The following is a 22,059-nucleotide window of genomic DNA, read 5'->3' as shown; positions in this document are numbered from 1 at the left end:
TTCCCGCCGATGCCCGAGGCGAGAATGCCGGCTCTTTTTTTGTTGGGGAGCGATGCCGGAGTCCCATGCCAGGGCAGCGTCTGCCGGAGGAGCGCTTCCTGAGGACGCGTGGCGCCGCCGCCTGCGCTTGTTTTTGCTGCGGGCGCCCCTGCTGCTTCCGCTGTTGAGCTGTTGCGGGGCCATTGTCGGCGGGCAGGGCTGGGCTTTGAGCCTCGCGGCGACGCTGCTCTGTTTGCTGTTGCATCGGCGGCGATTGGCGCTGTTTGTCCTGCTCTGCACCGCCATCGTTTGCCTCAGGATGATGACGGATGAGCGGGCTCGCGAGCAGGCGCTGGAGGCGTGGCATGAGGCGGGCACAGTCGTGTTGAGCGGCACGGTCGAGCGCGAGCTGAGCAGCGGCGTGATTCTCGGGCTTGATGACTCGCCTCTGCGCGTTTCGGTGCACGGCGATGAGCTCTCGGAGATCAGAACAGGCGAGCGCATCCGAGTCATGGGGGAGCTCCGGCCGGTGAGGCGCGCCGCGCTTCCCGGCATGTTTGATTCTGCGGCGTGGATGCGCGGGCAGGGAATTGTCGCTTCATTCAGCGGGGCACGCCCCGAGCGCATCGGCTACGATGTCGGCTGGTACGGCCTTCTGGGCTATTGCGCAACGGCGCGCCGCCTGTTGGCTGATCGCATCATGCCGCCGGGAACCGAAAGCGAGCCGGAACGGCAGGTGCTCTGCGCCTTAGTGCTCGGGGCTCGCGACCGGGCGGATGATGAAACGATGCTCGACTTCCGGCGCGGAGGCTGCCTGCACGCTTTCGCCGTCAGCGGGCTGCATGTCGGGCTGGTGGCGATGATGCTTTGGCCCTTGCTCTACGCGCTGCGGGTGCGGCCGCAAGTTGCCCGCCCTCTCATTCTGCTGCTCTCCGGGGTGTATGTATTGCTCACGGGGGCACAGGCGCCGGCTCTGCGCGCCTACATCATGTTGGCCGCTGCCCTGTTCGGGCTGATGCTTCTGCGGCGCATCAGCCTCGTGAACATCTGGAGTCTGGCCGCTTTGCTGCTGCTGCTCATCAACCCGTACCAGCTGATGCAGCCCGGGTTTCAGCTTTCCTTCGGCGTGTACGCCGCCATTTGCCTCGGCATAGCCTTTTGCCGACGCGACACCCCTTGGTTTCGTCCCGACCCCTTCATCCCCTATCGCATCATGACGCGCGGCGAGATGCGCATCCAAGCCTTCGATCGCGGTGTCCGCGGCGTGGTCGTCGTCGCTCTGAGCGCTTGGTTGATTTCGGTGCCGCTTGGTGCCGTGCATTTTCACAGTTTTAATCCTTGGAGCTTTCTGACCAACATCGCCATTACGCCGCTTCTGCCCCTCGTGATGATCAGCGGCTTTGCCCTGCTGTTTTTCGGCTCCGTCCCTTGGATCGGCCCCTTGGCCCATGCGGCGGCCTGCCATTGTTGCTCTTGGTTCATAGCCACGGTCGGCTTCTTTGCGTCGCTGCCGGGCGCTTACATACCGGCGACTCGCGCGGCGGATCCCGGCGCCTACATGATCATGGGGCTCGGCTACGGTAAGAGCTCCTGCATGCTGGGCAACCCCGGCATCCTCGTCGATACCGGATCTTCCTCATCGGCACGGTGGACGATTGATCCGGCCGTCTTTCACGGCGGATATGCCCCGGCCGTCATCCTGCCGACGTCGAATCTGCGATCGGCAACTGAGGGACTGGACGTCCTGCGGCAGAGCTGGCCCGAGGCCCGCATCCTGAATCCCGACGAACTCCGAGGGCGCTTTTTACGCGTTGAGACGGAGGCCGGGCAATACCTCATTTGCGGACCGCCCGACGACCTGCCGACGCGGCCGGCCATCAACCAAAGCCCCGTCCTCATCTGGCAGAACGCTTATCGGCGGCTTCTCTATCTGGGCGACGCCGCCGCGGAAACTTACGAGCGACTGCCTCGGGGCGAGCGCCGGGCCGACGTCATCATCATCGGCCGCAACGCCGCCCGAGGCCTTGATCCGTATACCGTTCAACAGGAATGCGGTGCCCGCCGCGTCATCCTCTTGCCCTCGCTCACCACCTCATTTGAGGCGGCTGACTGGCAATGGCCCGAGGACTTCCTCAAGCCGGGCGTCGACGCCGTAGAGCAGGGGAGCTTGGAGGGGGCGAACCTGCCGCCTCAGCCCTTCGGCCAAAGCGTCTCTGACCCGTAGCAGGCGTTGCCGCCCAGTTCCTCTTCGATGCGCAGCAGCTGGTTGTATTTGGCCAGACGGTCGGAGCGCGAGAGCGAGCCCGCCTTGATCAGTCCGGCGTTGGTGCCCACGGCGAGGTCGGCGATGAAGCAGTCTTCGGTTTCGCCGCTGCGGTGCGAGATGATAGCGCCGTAGCTGTGGGTCTGAGCGAGCCGCACGGCTTCGAGGGTCTCGCTGAGGCTGCCGATTTGGTTGGGTTTGATGAGGATGGCGTTGGCGACGTTTTGCTCAATGCCGCGCTGCAGGAATTCCGTGTTGGTGACGAAGAGGTCATCGCCGACGAGCCGGCAGCGCGAACCGAGATTCTGCGTCAGGAGCTTCCAGCCTTCCCAGTCATTTTCAGCGCAACCGTCCTCGATGGAGACAATGGGGTAGCGGTCGAGCAAGAGGCTGTAGCGGGCGCAGAGATCAGCCGCCGTCATCTCCGGCCCGCCGCTTTTGCGCATCACGTAAAGCCGGCGGTCGGTATCGTAGAATTCGCTGGCCGCCACGTCGAGGGCGATGCCGACGTCGCGCCCGGGCTCATAGCCGGCGTTGCCGATGGCTGTCATGATGGCGTCCAGCACTTCCTCGACGCTCTTGAGCATGGGTGCATAGCCGCCTTCGTCCCCTACGGCCGTGCTCTGACCGCACATGTGCAGCACGTCGCCCAGAGCGTGAAAAATCTCCGAGCCCGCCCGCACGGCTTCGGCCATGCTCGGCAATCCCCGGGGCACAATCATGAACTCCTGCACGTCGATCGGCGCATCCGAGTGTGCTCCGGCATTGACGACGTTCATCATCGGCACGGGCAGCACGTGGGCATTGACGCCTCCCAGATAGCGGTAGAGCGGCAGACCGCAGCACTGAGCAGCCGCTCGCGCCGTGGCGAGAGAGACGGCCAGAATCGCGTTGGCGCCCAGCCGCGACTTGTTCGGCGAATGATCCGTTTGCAGGAGTTGTGCATCGACGCCGAGCTGATCGAGCGCATCGAGCCCGACCAGCGCCGGAGCCAGTTCGCTGCGGATGTTCTCCACGGCCGTCTGCACGCCTTTGCCGCCGTATCGGCCGCTGTTGCAGACGTCTCGCGCCTCGTGCGCCTCGTGTTCGCCGGTGGAGGCCCCGCTCGGTACGGATGCGCGACCGATGAGCCCGTCGGCGAGCTCAACCTCTGCCTCCACCGTCGGGTTGCCCCGCGAATCCAGAATTTCGCGTCCGCGTACGGACGCAATGCGTGTAGCGTTTTTCATCTCTTTGGTGTATCTCTACCCGCCGCTCGGGGCAAGAAAATAGAGCCCGGGGCTCCGTGACAGGTGGAGACCCGGGGAGAAGAGACCGGAGGAAAGAGACGGCGCTTCCGTTCAACCGATCGTCAGAGCCGTGAGGTAGAGAATCATGTGCAGCGAGGCCAAGCCCAGCATCACATTCATCTTTTTGTTGGCGGGCGTCGTATGCAGCTTGATGAGGATGATGCCGCCCACAAAAATAGAGGCGGCCCAGCAGTAATTCCACCCCAGCCCGGGTACCAGGCGGAAGAGCTGGCTGATGACGGCGTAGGGGGCGACGAGGAAGGCGAGAGCCAGCCCGCGGGCGCGGCTGTCACCGAGGCGCACGGCCAGTGTGCGCTTGCCTGTCTGCGCATCCTCCTTGCGGTCGCGGATGTTGTTGACTTCGATGAGCAGGCATGAGAGCAGCCCGCAGATTATGCCGAGACAGACGGCTGAGTAGTAGACGACTTGGTAGTCCGGCTGCCAGCCGATCTGCACAAACACCGTGCCGGTCACCGCCACGAGACCGAAAAAGAGCATCACGAAGAGCTCGCCGAGCCCGTGGTAGGCCAAGGGAAAGGGGCCGCCCGTGTAGCCGTAGGCGAAGAACATGCTCGGAATGCCGATGGCTATGACGGGCCAACCCTGCGCTGCAATCAGCGGAAGGGCCAGCAGAGCCGCCGCCAGCAGAAAACCGCAGGCCCAGAGCTTGACGGCCAGCGGGCTCATGGCGCCGCTCGCCGTCATGCGGCGCGGGCCTTGGCGCTTGGCCGTGTCCGCTTGGCGCGTCGCATCGAGGGAATCGTTGAAGAAGTTGCAGGCAATCTGAATGCACATGCAGCTCAGTGCCGTCAGAATCGCCAGCGTCCAATTGAGGGTGATGCCCGTCTCCGGGAATGCCTGTTGATATTTCCAAACGACGAGGCAGCCGGCCCAGACGGCGACGAGGCCGGCGGGCAGCGTTTTGGGTCTTGCGGCCAGAATGACGGAGGTGAGTGTCTTCATGAGTGAGATCGGATGGGGAAAACTGAGGATGGGGGAATGAGGAAAGCGGAAAGAGGGGGATGAGGAAGGCCGGGAGGAAGAGGAGAAGGCGAAGGCTGATTCGGAGAGGTGTGGGGAGGCGGCGGAAGGGAAGCCGCAGGCTCTGTGTCAGCGCCGGGGAAAGTGGCGCCTGCCGCCGTTGGCCTGCCGATAGGGATCGAAGAGGCGGTCGAGTCCGCTGTTTTTGATGAGCAGAGCCTGCTCCATGAGCTGCCCCAGCTTGCCCTTTGGCCAGCCGCGCTGCCAAAACCAGTCGAGGTACTCCGTCGGCAGATCGGAAAGCGGGCATCCGTCGGGCGGGAAATTCTTCGGCCCGTACATGCCGTAGGGCATGCGGGCGGCAGCAATCTCCGCCAGCAGAGCCGACAAATCATCCGCCGAGGGCAGGGGAATGTCTTGCATGGGTGAGGAAGGGCGAAAGGCGGAAAAGAGAGGCCGGAGAGACGGGTGAAGCGCTCAGCGAACGATGCTCCAAGGCAGGCGCTCTCCGGCAAACATCGGCACGACCTCGCAGCCGTAGCTGCGGTACGAGGAGGGCACCGGCATGGCCGACGGCTCGTCGCGCAGCGTCACGCTGCGCTCCGTCGGGCGGATGCCGTAGAGCTTGCAGGCATTGCCCGACACGAATCCCTGCAACTTGTCCGCCGCACCGTGCCGGGCAAAGAGCTCCGCGAGAACGGGCAGCGCCACCGGAGCCGTAAAGACACCCGCCGCGCAGCCGCAGGCCTCTTTTCGGCATCGGGGGTGCGGCGCCGAATCGCTGCCGAACATCAGGCGAGGGTGTCCGCCGAGCGCGGCTGCGAGCAGCGCATCGCGATCCTGCGGGCGCTTGGCAATCGGTTTGCAGAAGAGGTGCGGCCTGAGCTGCCCTCCCGCCACGTCGTCGAGCGTGATGAGAAGGTGTTGGAGCGTGACGGTCGCGCAGAGGTTCGGAAACTCGTCGAGCAGGCGGAGCGCCGCCGCCGTCGTGATGTGCTCCATGCTGATGCGCAGCTTGGGGTAGCGCGTTGCCAGATCGCGGTAGACCGCGAGAAACTCCTCCTCGCGATCCATCACGAAGCCGTGGCTTTCACCGTGCACCAGCAGGGGGATGCCCATCTCCTCCATCAGCCGCAGCGTCGTCTCGGCCTCGGCGAGGTTGCTCACGCCGCCTTCGCTGTTCGTCGTGATGCCGGCGGGGTAGAGCTTCATGCCGAAAAAGCCCGGCAGAGCCCGCGCCGCCTCCAGCTCCTTTTCGCCCAGCGGCGTGAAGAAAAGCGTCATCAGCGGAGTGAAGCTGCAGCCGACGGCCTCCAGCACGCGCTGCCGGTAAGCCTCCATCATGTCCGGCGTCGTGACGGGCGGTACGAGGTTGGGCATGATCACCGCCCCGGCGAAATCGGAGGAAAGCGGAGCCACGAGCTTCATCATCTCGGCGTCGCGGAGATGCAGGTGCATATCCAACGGACTGTGCAGCGTGATTTCCATGCCCCTATGTTACCACAGCGCCGCCTCTGACTCAAGCCCGCCATGCGGCACAAAAAGAATTTGACAGATTCGGGGCACTCTGATAGAGTCGGAGACATGAATTGGATGACCAAACTCGCCCTCTGTGCCCTCTCCCTGACTCCCCTCAACCTCGCGGCTCAGCACGTGCAGACCCTGCCGGTCGAAGGTGATGACAACCACGCCGCCGTCACCGAAACGCTCGACGAGCGCAACGCACGCATGGACTGGTGGCGCAAGGCGAAGTTCGGCATGTTCATCCACTACGGCCTCTACTCCGGGCTCGGCGGTGAGTTCAAGGGCGTGCCCGGCGGCGCCGAGTGGATTCAGAAAAACCTCGAACTCGACACCGACACCTACGCCGCTGAGGCTGCCCAATACTTCCGCCCCGCTCCCGGCTGCACGGAAGCTTGGGCCGAGCTCGCCCGCGAGGCGGGGTGCCGCTACATGGTGATGACGACGAAGCACCACGAGGGCTTCGCCATGTTCGACACGAAGCTGAGCGACTACAGCTCCCAGAAACTGATCGGTCGCGACATCGTGCGCGAATTTGTCGATTCCGCCCGCAGCCGCGGCATGAAAGTGGGCTTTTACCACAGCGTCATCGACTGGCATCACCCTGACTACGACAACAGCATCTGCCCGGGGCTCTGCTACCCGAAGAATCAGGAGGCCCTGCTCAAGCAGCGCGGCATTCCGCGCAATCAGGCCGCCTACATCGAGTTTTTGCACGGTCAGGTGCGCGAGCTGCTCACGCAGTACGGCGACGTCGCCATCATGTGGTGGGATTACTCCCAAGGAGCGGCCGAGGGAGAACGCGCCTGGAAGGCTCCGGCTCTCATCCGCATGTGTCGCGAGTTGCAACCCGGCATCATCATGAACAATCGCCTCTACTCGTATTCGGGCTTTGACTCTTCGCTCGACGGGCTTCAGCTCGACCTGCGCTGCGGCGACTACACGACGCCCGAGAAGCGCATCCCGGCCGCCGGCTATCCCGGCCTCGACTGGGAATCCTGCATGACCGTCGGCGATAAGTGGGGGTATAATCGCTACGACGCCAACATCAAGAGCCCGGCCGTCGTCATCGGCCAGCTGCAGGAGTGCGCCGCCAAAGGCGGCAACCTGCTGCTCAACATCGGCCCTAAGGGCGACGGCTCCATCCCCGAGGCCTTGGTGAAGGTCTTTAAGCGCGTCGGCGCTTGGATGCGCGTCAATGGCGAGTCCATCTACGAGAGCGAACCCTGCACCATCCTCAGTCTGCCCGACGGCCTCATGGCCAGCATGGTCGGCGAGCAACTCTACATCTTCTTGCCCGCAGGGCCCCGAACGGAGCCCTATGAAATCAAAATCAAGGCCAATCAGCTCAACTCCGTCGAGCCCTCCGTGCTCGGCCAGCCGGACTGCAAGGTCGGCCTCAGGCGCGTGGAAGAGCCGCGCGAGGGCGCGGATGAACCCGAGGCCTTCCTCATCTTCACCGTTCCGGCCGAGGCTTGGACGCAGGCCGTCGAAGGCATGCCCGTGCTGCGTCTCGAAATCAACAACGCCTGAGCCATTCTCCCCGCCTTTTTCTGCCTGGCTCTGCTGCCATGAGCAATAAAATCTACGCCCTCCCCATGGTGTTGGGAGATCAGTACATCCTCTCCAATGTCGTGCGGGAGACGGAAGACACCGTCGTTTACGCCGCCATGCAGAAGGACATGCGGCGCGAGGTTTTGGTCGAGTCGCTGAGCCCTGCCGCCATGCAGGATCCCGCCAAAGTCAGCAACTTTTTGGAGACCGCGCGCATTCAGGCGAGCATTCCCGCCAAGGTCGTGGCTTCGACCCTCGAGTTGATTCAGGCGGAGGGCTCTTGGCATCTCACCAAAGAGAGAATCAAAGGCGAGCCGCTCGACGTCATGGTCTCCACCGGGCGCAAATTGCCGGCTCTGGTGCTCTGCAACCTCTTTCTCGAGCTCTGCCATGCGGCCATCTACCTTGACATTCGCGGGGTGAACAACCGACCGATGCGCCCCGACGCCATTTATCTGATGGATCATGGCTTCCGCTTTGAGAACCTCGCCTGTGCCGGCGAGCGTTCGAGCAAGGCCACCCCCGAGCTGCTCTCGGTCTTGGCCGCCGATCTGCTGCCTCTGCTCGATGCGAGCTCCTACGAGGCCTTTCGCATGGGGGAAATCCTCAGGCGCGTGCGCTACGGCTGCAACTGGACGCCGATGAGCGTCTTGGTCCTCGATGAAGAGCTGGTGCGTCTGCAAGCCGACATCATCGCGCTGATCGAGGGTGACTCCTCCGCATCCGATGCCGGAGCCCCCGGCGCCGTCGAGCCTCGCTGCAGCGACTACCTGCCGCCGCCTGCCGCACAGCGGAGCACCGGCACCGACGTCGCCGCAAACTCGGCGCCTCGGCCGGCCGTCATCCCGGCAGCTCCCGCCTTCTTCGACCCCTGAGCCGCCACTGAGGCGCTCCCCCCTCTTTCGGAGCTCTCCCTCGGAGGCCGGGCGCGCCGAAAGGCAACGCGAACGAGAGCGCACCGCGATAACGAAAGCCCCCTGCCTGAAGAAAAGGGCAGGGGGCTTTGGCGTGCCCGAGAGCGCATCGGGCCGGAGCCGGGCGGCGACGCGTCAGGCCTCGCCGAGCTGCTGCTTCCACCAAGCGAGACGCTGCTGCGTGTTGCTCGGGTTGGGAGCGCCGGGATTCGTGCGCAGGCGGAAAGCGCGATCGAGATCGAACACCGCATGCACGTCATCGCCGTACTCCGGTGAAATCTCGCGGAACTGCTCGAGCGTCAGCTTATTGAGCGGCGTGCCGCTCGAGACCGCGAGCGCCACAGCCTTGCCCACCAACGCATGCGCCTTGCGGAACGGAACCCCGCGGCGCACGAGATAATCGGCCAGATCCGTCGCCAGCAGCAGCGGATCTGCCACCGCCGCCTCGCAGGCTGCGGCATTGATGCGCATCGCCGCCACCATCTCGGCATTCACTTGCAGCGCCAGCTGCACCGTCTCAAAGGAATCGAACAGCGGCTCCTTGTCCTCCTGCAAATCGCGGTTGTAGGTCAGCGGCAGCCCCTTCACGGCCACCATCACGCTGACCAGATTGCCGTACAGACGGCCGCTCTTGCCGCGCGTCAGCTCGCAGACATCGGGGTTTTTCTTCTGCGGCATCAGGCTCGAGCCCGTCGTGTGTGCGTCCGAGAGCGTGCAGTAGCCGAACTCGGCGCTGCTCCAGAGCACCAAGTCCTCACTCAGGCGCGAGAGATGCGTGCCGATGAGCGAGAGACAGAAGAGACACTCGAGAATATAATCGCGATCCGCAATCGCATCCATCGAGTTCTGCGTCACGCCGTCGAAGCCCAGCTCGGCCGCAATGGCCTCGCGATCCAAATTGATAGTCGAGCCGGCAATCGCCCCCGAACCGAGGGGAGACAGGTTGAGGCGGCGACGGCAGTCGCGCAGGCGATCCGCATCCCGCGCCAGCATCTCCACATACGCCAGCAGGTGGTGCCCGATCGTCACCGGCTGAGCCCGCTGCAAATGCGTGTAGCCCGGCAGGCGCACATCGGCATACTCGTCCGCCTTGCCCACCAGCGCCAGCTGCATGCGGCGCAGCAGCTCGAGCGTCACGTCAATCTCGGCGCGGCAGTAGAGGCGCGTATCCGTAGCCACCTGATCATTGCGCGAGCGCGCCGTGTGCAGCTTGGCGCCGGGCGCACCGATGCGGCGCGTCAGCTCGCTCTCAATGTTCATGTGAACATCCTCCAGCTTCGTGCTCCAAGAGAAATGGCCCGTCTCGATATCAGCCAGAATCCCCTCGAGCCCCGAGCGAATCGCCTCGAACTCCTCCTCCGTCAGCATCCCCGCCTTGAGCTGAGCCCTCGCATGAGCAATCGAACCGGCCACATCGTGGCGGTAAAGCTTCCAGTCATATGAAACGGATTCGCCGTACCGGAGAACCAGGTCGGCCGTCGCCTGTGAAAATCTGCCTGTCCACATATCGCAGGCAGATTACACCAAAGCGGCTCAGCGTGCAAGCCGTAAACACCGCTAACGCGGCAAAAGCGGGCAAGGCGAGCACATTTTTCTTGCCAAAGCCCATTCATGCGGGTAAAATGCCCTGTGGCGTGCGTCACGTGCGCAACGTCGCTAACTTCAACCCATCTCAGATTCCCATGGACTTTATCTCACCGAATGTAGCTGCCCTCACCCCCTCTCTGACGCTTGCTGTGACCAACCGCGCCAAGGAGATGAAAGCGAATGGCGAGCAGGTATACGGCCTCGCCGGTGGTGAGCCCGACAAGGACACGCCCGAGAACGTCAAGCAGGCCGCCATCAAGGCCCTGGAGAACGGCGCCACCAAATACACGCCGTCCGTCGGCCTGCCCCAGCTGCGCCAAGCCATCGCCGACAAGCTCAAGCGCGACAACAACCTCGAGTACGGCATCGACCAGATCTGCGTTGCCTGCGGTGCCAAGCCCGCCGTCTACAACGCCCTGCGCGCCTGCATCGGCGAAGGAGACGAAGTCATCATCCCGAGCCCCTACTGGGTGAGCTATCCCGCCATGATCCAACTGTGCGGCGGCACGCCCGTGTTTGTGGAGACGACGGCGGAAAACGGCTGGAAGATCACGGCCAAGCAGTTTGAAGAGGCCATGACGCCGCGCACCAAGATGATCATCCTCACCACGCCGCACAACCCGACCGGCGCCGTCTACACCGAGGAAGAGCTCCGCGCGATCGGCGAAGTCGCCATCGAGGAAGACATCCTCATCATCTCCGACGAAATCTACGAGCACCTCGTCTACGGCGAGGCCAAGCACGTCTCCATCGCCTCGCTGAGCAAAGAGCTCTACGACCTGACGATCACCGTCAACGGCTTCTCGAAGAGCTACGCCATGACCGGCTGGCGCCTCGGCTACACCGCAGCCCCCGAGCCGATTGCCAAATACATCAAGCTCATTCAGGACCACACCGCCTCCAACGCCACGACCTTCGCACAGTACGGCGCTATCGAGGCTCTCACGGGTGATCAGAGCTTCATCGACGACCTGCGCGAGGAGTACGACTTCCGCCGCCAGTACGTCTACAGCAGGCTCGCTGCCATGCCGAAAGTCAAAGTCGTCGAACCGAAGGGCGCCTTCTACTTCTTCATCGACCTCAGCGAGCTGGGCATGAGCTCCCTGAACATCTGCAACAAACTGCTCGAGCGCTACAAAGTTGCAGCCGTTCCCGGCATCGCCTTCGGCAATGATCAGGCCATCCGCATCTCCTACTGCACCTCGCTCGACGTGCTCAAGGAGGGCCTCGACCGCCTCGAAGACTTCTGCAAAAAACACTGATGCGGTAACGCACAGCACGCGGCGAGCCCCGGCCGACAAAGCGGGGTGCCCGCGCTCAAAAGCCGCCTGCCCGAAGCATCGGGCGGGCGGCTTTTTGCTGCCTGCGGAAAGAGGAGCTGCCCCTGCCTGCTCGCCGAAACAGGTGGGCGGCTTCCCTTGACAGGAGCCGCAAATCCTGCTGCAATAGAGAGCGGAAACCCCGGGCAGCGTCACCGCCCGTGCCGCGCACCGCCCGTGCCGTGCACCCGCCCGTGCCGCGCACCCGCCCCATCCGCACAACCCGACACCCTATTACCCGCAACATGAAAGACAACATCGCAGAAGCCATCTGCCGGCAAATCGGCATCGAATTCGACTCCGCCTACCTCTACCTCGCCCTCTCCGCCGACATGGCCTCCCAAGGCTATCGCGGCGCCGCACACTGGCTGCGCCTCCAGTACCGGGAAGAATGCGAGCACGCCCTGCGCCTCATCGACTACCTGGAGCAGCGGAGCGGCACCGTCCGCCTCAGCGCCATCCCCGCCCACTTGCCCGAGCGGCGCAGCCTTGCCGAGACCTTCCGCCACACCCTTGAACACGAACGCGCCATCACCGCCGCCATCAACAAACTACTCGACCTCTGCGTCAGCGAACAAGACTACGCCTCCCAGCACCTCCTGCTCGAATACGCCGCTGAGCAAGTGCAGGAAGAAAACGCCGTCACCGAAATCGTCGACTACATCGCCCTCTGCGAAGGCAACACCGGCGGCCTCATGCGCGTCGACGCCCGCTTGGGTGAACGCCGCGAATAATAAGCCTCGCAGCCCCCGCCGCCGCGCCGCCGCGCCGCCGCGCTGCGAGCCCGGCTCTGACATCATCGCGGCACCGTCGAGTCCCCGTCGCGCCTCCGTCGCGGCAGCGCCGGACGCCCCGTGAAACACAGCGTATCGAGCCTCGGGCTTGCACCCGGGGCTCAACTCTGCTACAATAGCCCCGCTATGATGCTTCAGTTTTACAAAATGACGGGTGCGGGTAACGACTTTGTCATGATCGACAACCGCGACCTCTCCCTCAGCGAGCTGCTCACCCGCGACAACATCGCCGCGCTCTGCGACCGCCGCTTCGGCATCGGAGCCGACGGCCTCATCGCCGTTGAACCCGCGCAGGGCCAAGGCGACGTGCGCATGCGCTACTACAACTCCGACGGCGGAGAAGCCGAAATGTGCGGCAACGGCGCGCGCTGCTTCACCGCCTTCGTCGAATTCCTCACCGACGGCCAACTGCGAGACATGCACTTTGAAACCATCGCCGGCCTCGTGCGCGGCACCGTCAACGACGACGACAGCGTCACCATTCAGCTCACCACGCCGAAAGACCTCAAACTCAACGCCCTGCCGGCCGACGACGTCATCCCGGCGCCCGTCCACTTCCTCAACACCGGCGTCCCCCATGCCGTCGCCTACCTCCCGTCGGTCGACGACATCGACATCCGCAAAATGGGCGCCTACCTGCGCTACCACAAAGCCTTCGCCCCCGCCGGCACCAACGCCAACTTCGCCACCGTCCTCAGCCCGCAGCACCTCAAACTGCGCACCTACGAACGCGGCGTTGAAGACGAAACCCTCGCCTGCGGCACCGGCATGACCGCCACCGCCCTCCTGCACGCCCTGCTCACGGACGCCCCCTCGCCCATCAGCCTCGACGTCGCCGGCGGCGACACCCTCTCCGTAGGCTTCAAGCGCGTCGGCGCCACCGAATTCAGCGACGTCACCCTCACCGGGCCCGCCCTCATCGTCTTCCGCGGCGAAGTCATCCTCTGAAGAGCCCTAGCCGCATCGGAACGGCGGAGCGCGGGAGATGGTCATCCCCCGCGCTCCGCCGCCTCCATCCCGCCGAGCCATCCTGACGAGCCGTCCTGACGAGCCGTCCCGCCGCCTCCTCTCGGCAGCAGCCCCCTCCATGCCACCGCGCTACCAAATCAACACCAACGGTCGCCCCATCATCCTCGTCGGACTGATGGGCTGCGGCAAATCGACCGTCGGCAAAGAGCTCAGCCGCCAGACCGGCATGCCCCTGCTCGACACGGACGCCGTCATCGAAGAGCAAATCGGCAAAAGCATCCCCGACATCTTTGCCGAATACGGCGAAGCCCACTTTCGCGCCCTTGAAACCGCCCTGCTGCGCTACCTCGACACCCAGCACGATGAAACGCGCGTACCGCCCATCATCTCCACGGGCGGCGGCACCGTCATCCGCGACGAAAACCGCCGCCTGCTGCGCCACATCGGCTTCGTCGTCTGGCTCAACGTCGACGTCCGCATCCTGCTGCAGCGCACCGCCGGCAGCAACCATCGCCCCCTGCTGCAAAACGCCGACCCCGAAGGCACCCTCAGGCGCCTCTTCAACGAGCGCCGCGCCGCCTATGCCGCCGCCTCGCACCTCTCGCTCGACTGCTCGCACACCAACGTCTTTGCCACCGCGCGGCGCATCTGCAAAGCCGCCAATCGCTACTTTGCCGCCCTGCGGCGCTCCCACCGCTGACGCAGCCGTCGGGAACCGCGCCGAAAACCGCGTCCGAGGCTGCGCCGAAAGCTGCGCCGAAAGCTCCGCCGAGAGCTCCGTCGAGACCGCGTTCGGCGATGCGCGTCAGCAAGCGGACAAATTGCGTTTCCTGCTTGACGCCAACCCGCCGACTGTGGTAGGATTCCCGCAGAGCCGCAACAGCGGCACCGCAGCCTTTTTTCATCATGAAACCCGCTACATTCAACTGCACTGTCCTGCGCGACGGCCACCAGTCGCTCGCAGCCACCCGCATGTCCACCGAGCAGATGCTCGATCTTGCACCGATTCTGGACACGATGGGCTTCTCGGCCCTCGAGACTTGGGGCGGCGCCTCCATCGACGCCGGCCTTCGCTTCCTCGGTGAACTCCCCTTCGAACGCCTTGACACGCTCAAGAAGCTCGCGCCGAAGACCCCGCACATGATGCTGCTGCGCGGTCAGAACATGGTCGGCTACACCAACTACGCCGACGACGTCGTCGAAGCCTTCGTCAAGCTCAGCGCCAAGCACGGCATGAACATCTTCCGCATCTTCGACTGCCTGAACGATCCGGAAAACATGCGCACCTCCATCCGCGCAGCCAAGGAAGCCGGCGCCACCGCCCACGGCACCATCTGCTACACCACCTCCCCGGTGCACAACCTCGAATACTTCGGCAAGCTCGGCCGCAAGATTGCCGACATGGGCGCTGACGGCATCGTCATCAAAGACATGGCCGGCCTCATCCCCCCGAGCGAAGCCGCCGCCCTGACGGCGATGCTCAAGAAGGAAGTCGGCCTGCCCGTCTGGGTGCACACGCACGATACCGCCGGCTTGGGTGCAGCCACCTACGTTGCCGCCATCAACGCCGGAGCCGATGCGGTCGACTGCTCCATCGCCCCCTTTGCCAACGGCACGGGCCAGCCCGACTGCATGCGCATGCTTGCTCTTCTCAAGGGCTATGATCGCTGCCCGGTCGTGGCGGACGACTTCTGCGCCAAGCTCGCCGACCTCTCGGCTCGCCTGCAGCCCATCTACGACAGCCTCTCGCGCTTCACCAGCCACAAGAACGAAATCGTCAACAGCGACACGCTGCGCTATCAGGTGCCCGGCGGCATGCTCTCGAACTTCCGCAACCAGCTCAAGGAGATGAACATGACCGACAAGTTCGAGGAAGTGTTCGCCGAAATCCCCGTCGTGCGCGAAGCCCTCGGCTGGATCCCGCTCGTCACCCCGACCTCCCAGATCGTCGGCGTGCAGGCCATGATGAACGTCAAGTTCGGCCGCTGGAAGAACATCACCCCGCAGTGCGCCGACGTCGCCCTCGGCTACTACGGCCACACCCCCGCCCCGGTGGACAAAGACCTTCAGGCCCTCTGCGCCAAGAAGATGGGCAAGGATCCCATCACCTGCCGCCCCGCCGACCTCATCAAGCCCGGCATGCCGGCCCTCCGCGAGAAACTCGCCGCCAAGGGCCTGCCCGTCACCGACGAGAACTGCGTCATCTACGCCATGTTCCCGCAGCAGCTGGAGGACTACTACGCCGGCAAGCGCCCCGAGCCGCCGACCGCCAAGCCCAAGGAAAGCGCCCCGCAGGCCAGCCTCGGCACGCAGGTCGCGCTGAACTCCGTCGGCGTCAGCGCCTCCATCAACGGCCACGACATGACGCTCAACATCATGGGCCGTCAGTACGACGTCCACATCGTCGAGAAGTAAAACCTCTCAAGCCCTCGGCTCAAGAGCAGGGGGCTTCACCCTTCTCATCGACCGCCCCCGCGCAGCAGCCGGGGGCGGTCTTTTGTCGAGCACGCCGGGATGCACCCGCGCCGAGATCTCCCCGCGCCGGACTCCCCCCGCGCCGGGGCGCCATCGCGCCGGGCTTCCCCGAGCAGCTTTCCCCGCAGTTTCTCCCGAGCAGCCTTCACCCCGGCGATTATATCCCCCCTCCGGCTGCGGGAAATCCGCCCTGTCGCATCCGGAGCGAGCAGGCGGGGTCAACGCGCGTGCGAAAACAAAAACGGTGCGCCCCCAAAGGCGCACCGTTTTGTACTCAATGACATCCGTCAAGCCGGCGGCTCGCGCCGATCAGACCCCCTCGGCCATCGGCTCGAAATAATACCCCGTGCCGCGTTCCGTCACAATACAGCCCGCATAAGAACCGAGCTTCTGGCGCAGGCGCTTCACGTGCGTATCGAGCGCGCGCGACTGCGTCGTATCGGCATAGCCGAAGAGAATCTTCTGCAGCTCATAGCGATCCTGCACCTTGCCGGGGCGCTCCATGAGATAAGCCAGAAGCTTGAACTCGGCCGTCGTCAAATCGAGAGGCTCCCCCGCGAGCGAAGCGTGCAGCGTATTTTTGTCGAGCACCAGAGAGCCCGAGCGCACAATCAAACGCGCCGCCCCCGCATTCGCGCGCGAGAGGATATTGCGGACGCGCAGCATCAACTCCTTCGGGCTGAAAGGCTTCGTCACATAATCATCCGCCCCCAGCTTCAACCCCGCCAGCCTATCCTCAAGCTGCGCACGAGCCGTCAGAAAAAGCACCGGAATCGACGCCGTCAGCGGACTGCCCTTCATCGCTCGGTAAATCTCAAGCCCGTCCATCCCCGGCAGCATAATATCGAGAATCACGAGATCCGGGCGCGTGCTGCGAATCAGCTCCAGCCCCTCCGTTCCCTCGTGAGCCATCGAAGCCGACCACCCCTGCCGCTCGAGATTGAAAGCCACCAACTCGGCGATATCCTCATCATCCTCGACAATCAGAATATTCATGGCGCAATTGTATCAGAAAAGAACTCAGATCGCACACCTTTTCTCACCGACGCTGCGTCCCCCTGCCGTCAACAGGTAAAAAGACGGAATCGCCAACTCCTTCGCATGATCGCCGATACGCTCGATCGCCCGCAGAATGAACAGCAAACTCGTCCCCGTGTGAAAATTGTAAAACATCGCCGAAGACGTATTGTGGAAAATCCGCTCCATCTCCTTGGCATACATCTGATCCAGCTCCTCATCCTTCGAGCGAACCCCGTAAGCCAGGCGCTCATCATCGCGCAGAATCGACAGCACCGCATCCTGCAACTCCACCTCAGCCATCAGATAAATCGGCTTAAACGCCTCAATATCCGACGGCTCAATCTGATCCGCAATCTCGTGCACATTCTGCACAATCTGGAGAGCCTGATGCACGATGCGCCCCAGACGGCTACAGCGCTGCGCACAGCGCACCAACTGCAGGCGATCCTCAGCGTCCGTCATCCCCACCAGCAGATTCGCATTGCAATCTGCCTCCGCCTTGCGCGTCTCCGTCTGCAGCGCCGAGCACTCCGCCATCAAGCGCAGGCAAAGCTGCGAATCGACGCGGAAAAGCGCATCGCGAACACGGTTGATCAGATCGCGCACCTTGCGGCTGAGTTCCGGGAAATAATCAGGCGTTTCAATATTATCCATATCCATATACTTCTTTACTTCTTGGTGCCGCGGGAACCACTCCCTCGCAGCGCCTCTATCTCACCATGAACCCCGGCATAAATCAAGCATCCTCGAGTGAATAAAACGCCACGCCGCCCCGGCACCAACGTGGCGCAAACGCCACAAAGCAACCCCGCGAGAGGCAAAAGCCCCGCTGACGGCGCACAAAAGACGCAGCGCAGCCGGCCCTGCCGAGCCGGCTGCGCCACAAAGCGAACCCCGCGCCCCCGAACAGCTCAGGAACGCTCCGGAAGCAGCGCCAGATAATCCCCGTAGCCCTGAGCCTCCATCTCCTCGCGGGGCACAAAGCGCAGCGCCGCACTGTTGATGCAGTAACGCAAACCCCCGAGCTCGGCCGGCCCGTCGTTAAACACATGGCCGAGGTGCGCATCACCCGTCGCGCTCCGCACCTCCGTGCGAATGCGGTGAGCATACGTACGGTCCTCATGCTCCGTCAGTAAACTCCTATCAATAGGCTTGGAAAAAGCCGGCCAGCCGCAGCCCGACTCAAACTTATCCGTCGACACGAAAAGCGGCTCACCCGTCGTCACATCCACGTAAATCCCCTCGCGCGTCTCCTTGAAATAAGCGTTGAAAAAAGGATTCTCCGTCGCCGACTCCTGCGTCACCGCATACTGCTCGCGCGTCAGCGTGCGGCGCAGCGTCTCATCATCCGGGCGGTGAAAACGGGAAGCCGGGCGAAAAGCCCTAGCCTCCGCAAACAACTCCGGCGCCAGATGGCAGTACCCGTCCGGCCGCAGCTCCAAATAATCCTGATGGTACGCCTCCGCCGGGAAAAAATTCTCCAGCGGGAGCAACTCAACCGCCAGCGGCTTCCCCAGCTCCGCCGCCCGCTCCTCCAACAGCTCGCGCAGCACCGGCTCATCCGCCGCATCCGTAAAATAAATACCCGTGCGATACTGCGTGCCGACATCGTTCCCCTGCTGATTCACACTCAGAGGATCAATACTCCGCAGGTAAAGCTCCGCCAGCTCGCGCAGCGAAACAATCAGCGGATGATAGCGCACGCGCACCGTCTCCGCCGCCTGCGTCTCCCCGGTCTTCACCTGCTCATAACTCGGCGAAGCAACCACACTGTTCGCGTAGCCCACCTCCGTGTCCGTCACCCCGGCCACCTGCTTCATATAATGCTCCGTGCCCCAAAAGCACCCGCCGGCCAAATACAGCTCCTTCATCATCATCGTCATCTTCATCACGCGACTTCCCCGTCGCACCTCGCCTCTTATACCGCGAAACAGGCCGCAACGCAAGCCGTAAACGGCAGCCCCACCGCATCCGCCCCTGTTCCCGCCCCGTGTGAGCGCAGTGCACCCTTTGAACCCCGCCGTGAAAAGCGACGTGCGGAAAGTCCCTCCGCTGCCCGTAGACAGCGTCGATGAGATGGCCACAGTCTTTGCGCCGTCCCGACAACACCCTGATGAGGCACGCCCAGGCTCCCGCATCCCGACTCCGTGCCGACCCGTCACACGTGGCCGCAGCACCGAGCAAGAGAACCGTCCGCCTTGACAAATTCCCCTCCGCTTAGGAGAGTATCCGCACCCTCTCTCCGGTTTCACATGAGCACGCAAGCCATCGGCATCGACTTCGGCACCGCTAAAACCCTCGTGGCGTATCCGGACCCGCATGAAAAGCGCCCCGAGACCCTGCGGCTCGAAGCGCAGGAAAAAGTCTTCACGGGCGGCGAAGTCCGCGAAGCCGTCATCACCCGCCCCGTCTCATTCAGCCCGGAGTACGCCGACGCCTTGGCAACCAAGGGCGAGGAGTAAACACCCATGACGCCGACAAAAACTCCAGCCTGCAACTCAGCCTCTGCCGAAGGACTCGCGCAGAGCACCCCGGAGCAAGCGAGAAAACAACTCTCAGAGCGCGGCATTGCCCGCGAGAAATACCCCATAGCACTCTCCCGCGCCTGTGAAGAGAGAGACACCGAGCTCATCCGCCTGCTGACGGCAGCGGGAGCCGACATCAACGCCGAGGATGAGGACGGCACCCCTCCGCTGCACCGAGCTGCCGAATATGGTCACGCGGACGTCGTCCGCCTGCCGCCCTGAGCCGCCCTGAGCCACCCTGAGCCACCCTGAGGCGTCCAGAAGGCGTCCAGAAGGCGTCCAGAAGGCGTCTTGAGGCGTCTTGAGGCGCCCTGAGGCGCCCTGAGGCGCCCGGAAGGCGCAGGCGAAGCCGGCCCCAAGCAGCGCCCCGTCCTGCGCCGCAGGGCAGGGGCCTGCATCGCGATTTAGCCGCCCGAAAGCGGCTCAAAATCTCGGCTCGCGCCCCTGAAACAGGTGATGCTCTGCGGCGAGATCGACACATTTTTCTTGCCATTCCGCCGTGAACATGATACGAAAAGTGTCAACATGGACACGACATACTATGTGATCTACGGCATGCTGTTGCTCCTCTCCGTCTTCGGCCTCATCGTCGGCGTGAGCAACGATGCCTGCAACTTCCTCAACTCATCACTCGGTTGCCGTGCCGGCACCTACATGCAGGTGGCCGCCGTCGCCGCCGTCGGCGTCATTCTGGGTGCCTGCTTCTCCAACGGCATGATGGAGATCGCCCGCAGCGGCGTCATCGTCCCGCAGTACTTCACCTTCCGCGAAGTCATGCTCCTCTTCCTGGCCGTCATGGTGGCCAACGTCATCCTGCTGGACGTCTTCAACACCTTGGGACTGCCCACCTCAACAACCGTCTCCCTCGTCTTCTCCTTGCTCGGCTCAGCCCTCGGCACCGCCGTCTACAGCCTGCAAAACTCCGCACTCGGCAGCGGCTTGGGCCAGTACATCAACACAGAGAAAGCCGTCATCATCGTCAGCGGCATCTTCTGCTCCGTCGCCATCGCCTTCATCGCCGGCACCATCGTCATGTGGCTGGCGCGCCTGCTCTTCAGCTTCCGCTACCACCGCACCTTCCGCCTCATCGGCCCGTTGTGGTGCGGCGCCGCCCTCACGGCCATCTGCTACTTCGCCATCTTCAAAGGCCTCAAGAGCAGCCCCATCATGGATCCTGAGCTCATGCAGCTCATGGAGCTCAACCTCGGCAGCCTGCTGCTGGCAACCTTCGGCGGCTGGGTCGTCATCACCGCCATCCTGCAACATCTCCTGCACGTCAACACCCTGCGCATCACCGTGCTGGCCGGCACCGGCGCCCTCGCCCTCGCCTTCGCCGGCAACGACCTCGTCAACTTCATCGGCGTCTTCATGGCCGCGCAGTCATCCATGCAAATCGCCGACGCCTGGCTGGCCCAGGGCGGCAGCCTCGATGACCTCTCCATGGGTGCGCTCGCCGAACCCGCCCACACCGACTTCATCTACCTGTTCATCGCCGGGCTCATCATGGTCGGCGCCCTCTTCATGTCGAAGAAAGCCCGCAAAGTCACCGAAACCGAGCTCAAACTCTCCTCATCGAACACCGCCGGCAAAGAGCGCTTCGGCTCCAGCCCGCCCGCCCGCGTCATGGTGCGCTACGCGCTCAACACCATCCGCTTCGTGCGCCGCATCACCCCCGCCCCCGTCGCCGGATTCGTCGCCAAGCGCTTCGAGCCCCTGCGCCCCGAAGAAGAAAGCAGTGCGCTCTACGACCAGATTCGCGGCTCCGTCAACCTCACCCTGGCCGCGCTGCTCATCTCCGTCGCCACCTCCTACCAGCTCCCCCTCTCCACCACCTACGTCACCTTCATGGTCGCCATGGGCTCCTCCCTCTCCGATCGCGCTTGGGGGAGAGACAGCGCCGTCTACCGCATCACCGGCGTACTCACCGTCATCGGCGGCTGGTTCCTCACCGCGCTTGCGGCCTGCTTCGCCGCCTTCATCGTCGCGCTCATCATGTGCTTCGGCGGCTTCTGGGGCGTCGTCGTCATGCTGCTCATCGTCGGCGCCCTGCTCATCAAATCCACCTTCTTCACCCGAGGGGACAAGCAGGAAATCAAACTGCTCGACGTCAACAAAGAAGGCGCCGTGCACGACTTCGGTGAAGCCGCAGCCGGGCGCCTCGGCCGCATGATCGGCATCTACAAAGCCATGGTGCAGGCCCTGCTCAACGAAGACCGAGACAGCCTCAAGCGCCTGCGCAAGAAAACCCGCTCCCTCAAGCGAGACCTCGAACTCATGCGCGAGAACGAAGTCATCCCCACCCTCTCCAGCCTGCCGAGCCAGTTAGCCGACCGCGGCCAGCTCATCTTCCGCATCTCGCAAATCTCCTGCGCCACCTGCGAATGCCTGCTCACCCTCGTCAAAGCCGCCTTCAACCACATCGACAACAACCACGCCGGACTCAACGAAGAGCAGGGGCGCGACCTGCTGGCCCTCACCGACAAAATCGGCCGCTTCTACCCCAACCTCACCGACATGCTCGTCGCCGGAGACTACAAAGGCATCGAAAGCATGCTCGAAGACAGCGTCAAGCTCGGCAACGACTTCGCCGAGCTCATCACGCGCCACCTCATGCACAGCGCCGGAGACGAGAGCGGCCTGCGCAACGGCATCCTCTACCTCACCCTGCTCAACGAAACCCGAGCCATGGTCAGCCACGCCTTCTCGCTCATCCGCTGCATCAAAGAGCTCTTCGAAGGCTGAGCCCTGCACCTCGGCGCCCCGCCCACCCGTCGGCGGGCCCGCAGCAGAGACACCGAAGGGGGCTGCCGCATCGTCCGGGATGCGGCAGCCCCTCGCATTTCGCCCCCGCTCTCTCCCGCGCCTCCGG

General features: G+C 63.7%; 19 protein-coding genes. 11 read left to right on the top strand and 8 right to left on the bottom strand.

Going from position 1 to position 22,059, the window contains the following annotated elements:
• Positions 1-52 precede the first annotated feature (52 nt).
• Positions 53-2,203: a ComEC/Rec2 family competence protein gene (locus AC6UAL_RS03445; RefSeq protein ID WP_500681964.1), complete on the top strand. Its 2,151-nt coding sequence runs from the start codon at positions 53-55 to the stop codon at positions 2,201-2,203.
• Here AC6UAL_RS03445 and eno read toward each other — a convergent pair.
• From eno to pyrC, 4 genes are all read right to left on the bottom strand, one after another.
• The gene (gene eno, locus AC6UAL_RS03440; RefSeq protein ID WP_500681963.1) at positions 2,170-3,471 is read right to left on the bottom strand and encodes a phosphopyruvate hydratase; all 1,302 of its coding nucleotides are present in this window, start codon (positions 3,469-3,471) and stop codon (positions 2,170-2,172) included. The two genes, AC6UAL_RS03445 and eno, sit on opposite strands and share 34 nt — an antisense overlap.
• Before the next feature lie 111 nt (positions 3,472-3,582).
• The gene (gene menA / locus AC6UAL_RS03435) at positions 3,583-4,494 is read right to left on the bottom strand and encodes a 1,4-dihydroxy-2-naphthoate octaprenyltransferase (protein WP_500681962.1); all 912 of its coding nucleotides are present in this window, start codon (positions 4,492-4,494) and stop codon (positions 3,583-3,585) included.
• A 147-nt stretch (positions 4,495-4,641) separates the two neighbouring features.
• Positions 4,642-4,935, bottom strand: coding sequence for a DUF3820 family protein (locus AC6UAL_RS03430; RefSeq protein ID WP_500681961.1), 294 nt, complete (start codon positions 4,933-4,935; stop codon positions 4,642-4,644).
• A gap of 54 nt (positions 4,936-4,989) precedes the next feature.
• Complete coding sequence (gene pyrC / locus AC6UAL_RS03425; RefSeq protein WP_500681960.1) at positions 4,990-6,000, bottom strand: dihydroorotase; 1,011 nt, start codon at positions 5,998-6,000, stop codon at positions 4,990-4,992.
• Positions 6,001-6,096: 96 nt separating this feature from the next.
• Between pyrC and AC6UAL_RS03420 the strand changes: the two genes are divergently transcribed.
• Both AC6UAL_RS03420 and AC6UAL_RS03415 read left to right on the top strand, forming a co-directional pair.
• Complete coding sequence (locus AC6UAL_RS03420; RefSeq protein WP_500681959.1) at positions 6,097-7,566, top strand: alpha-L-fucosidase; 1,470 nt, start codon at positions 6,097-6,099, stop codon at positions 7,564-7,566.
• Positions 7,567-7,604: 38 nt separating this feature from the next.
• A complete protein-coding gene (locus AC6UAL_RS03415; RefSeq protein ID WP_500681958.1) occupies positions 7,605-8,462 on the top strand; it encodes a hypothetical protein in 858 nt (285 codons plus the stop codon).
• A 174-nt stretch (positions 8,463-8,636) separates the two neighbouring features.
• Here the strand turns inward: AC6UAL_RS03415 and argH are convergent, their stop codons facing one another.
• Positions 8,637-10,007: an argininosuccinate lyase gene (gene argH / locus AC6UAL_RS03410; protein WP_500681957.1), complete on the bottom strand. Its 1,371-nt coding sequence runs from the start codon at positions 10,005-10,007 to the stop codon at positions 8,637-8,639.
• Positions 10,008-10,135: 128 nt separating this feature from the next.
• Here argH and AC6UAL_RS03405 point away from each other — a divergent pair, with 128 nt between their 5' ends.
• The 5 genes from AC6UAL_RS03405 (at position 10,136) to AC6UAL_RS03385 (ending at position 15,585) form a co-directional block, all read left to right on the top strand.
• A complete protein-coding gene (locus tag AC6UAL_RS03405) occupies positions 10,136-11,350 on the top strand; it encodes a pyridoxal phosphate-dependent aminotransferase (protein WP_500681956.1) in 1,215 nt (404 codons plus the stop codon).
• A 302-nt stretch (positions 11,351-11,652) separates the two neighbouring features.
• Entirely contained in the window at positions 11,653-12,141 is a 489-nt protein-coding gene (locus tag AC6UAL_RS03400; RefSeq protein ID WP_500681955.1) for a ferritin, read from the top strand.
• A gap of 186 nt (positions 12,142-12,327) precedes the next feature.
• A complete protein-coding gene (gene dapF / locus AC6UAL_RS03395) occupies positions 12,328-13,149 on the top strand; it encodes a diaminopimelate epimerase (protein WP_500681954.1) in 822 nt (273 codons plus the stop codon).
• A gap of 139 nt (positions 13,150-13,288) precedes the next feature.
• Positions 13,289-13,870: a shikimate kinase gene (locus tag AC6UAL_RS03390; protein WP_500681953.1), complete on the top strand. Its 582-nt coding sequence runs from the start codon at positions 13,289-13,291 to the stop codon at positions 13,868-13,870.
• 206 nt (positions 13,871-14,076) lie between these two features.
• A complete protein-coding gene (locus AC6UAL_RS03385) occupies positions 14,077-15,585 on the top strand; it encodes a pyruvate carboxylase subunit B (RefSeq protein WP_500681952.1) in 1,509 nt (502 codons plus the stop codon).
• A gap of 369 nt (positions 15,586-15,954) precedes the next feature.
• Here AC6UAL_RS03385 and AC6UAL_RS03380 read toward each other — a convergent pair whose 3' ends face one another.
• The 3 genes from AC6UAL_RS03380 to msrB form a co-directional block, all read right to left on the bottom strand.
• Complete coding sequence (locus tag AC6UAL_RS03380) at positions 15,955-16,641, bottom strand: response regulator transcription factor (RefSeq protein WP_500681951.1); 687 nt, start codon at positions 16,639-16,641, stop codon at positions 15,955-15,957.
• Positions 16,642-16,665: 24 nt separating this feature from the next.
• On the bottom strand, positions 16,666-17,319 hold the full coding sequence (locus AC6UAL_RS03375) for a PhoU domain-containing protein (protein WP_500681950.1): 654 nt from the start codon (positions 17,317-17,319) through the stop codon (positions 16,666-16,668).
• A gap of 257 nt (positions 17,320-17,576) precedes the next feature.
• A complete protein-coding gene (msrB, locus tag AC6UAL_RS03370; protein WP_500681989.1) occupies positions 17,577-18,554 on the bottom strand; it encodes a peptide-methionine (R)-S-oxide reductase MsrB in 978 nt (325 codons plus the stop codon).
• 363 nt (positions 18,555-18,917) lie between these two features.
• Here msrB and AC6UAL_RS03365 point away from each other — a divergent pair, with 363 nt between their 5' ends.
• The 3 genes from AC6UAL_RS03365 (at position 18,918) to AC6UAL_RS03355 (ending at position 21,932) form a co-directional block, all read left to right on the top strand.
• Positions 18,918-19,127, top strand: coding sequence for a hypothetical protein (locus AC6UAL_RS03365; protein WP_500681949.1), 210 nt, complete (start codon positions 18,918-18,920; stop codon positions 19,125-19,127).
• A gap of 6 nt (positions 19,128-19,133) precedes the next feature.
• Positions 19,134-19,412: an ankyrin repeat domain-containing protein gene (locus AC6UAL_RS03360; protein WP_500681948.1), complete on the top strand. Its 279-nt coding sequence runs from the start codon at positions 19,134-19,136 to the stop codon at positions 19,410-19,412.
• Positions 19,413-19,715: 303 nt separating this feature from the next.
• The gene (locus tag AC6UAL_RS03355; protein ID WP_500681947.1) at positions 19,716-21,932 is read left to right on the top strand and encodes an inorganic phosphate transporter; all 2,217 of its coding nucleotides are present in this window, start codon (positions 19,716-19,718) and stop codon (positions 21,930-21,932) included.
• The last annotated feature ends 127 nt before the right edge of the window (positions 21,933-22,059 follow it).

The organism is Candidatus Parakkermansia intestinigallinarum, from assembly GCF_944389695.1.
GTDB classification, from domain to species: Bacteria; Verrucomicrobiota; Verrucomicrobiia; order Verrucomicrobiales; family Akkermansiaceae; genus Akkermansia; species Akkermansia intestinigallinarum.
Note: the sequence above shows the minus strand (reverse complement) of the source record. Positions and strands in the feature narration are given on the sequence as shown.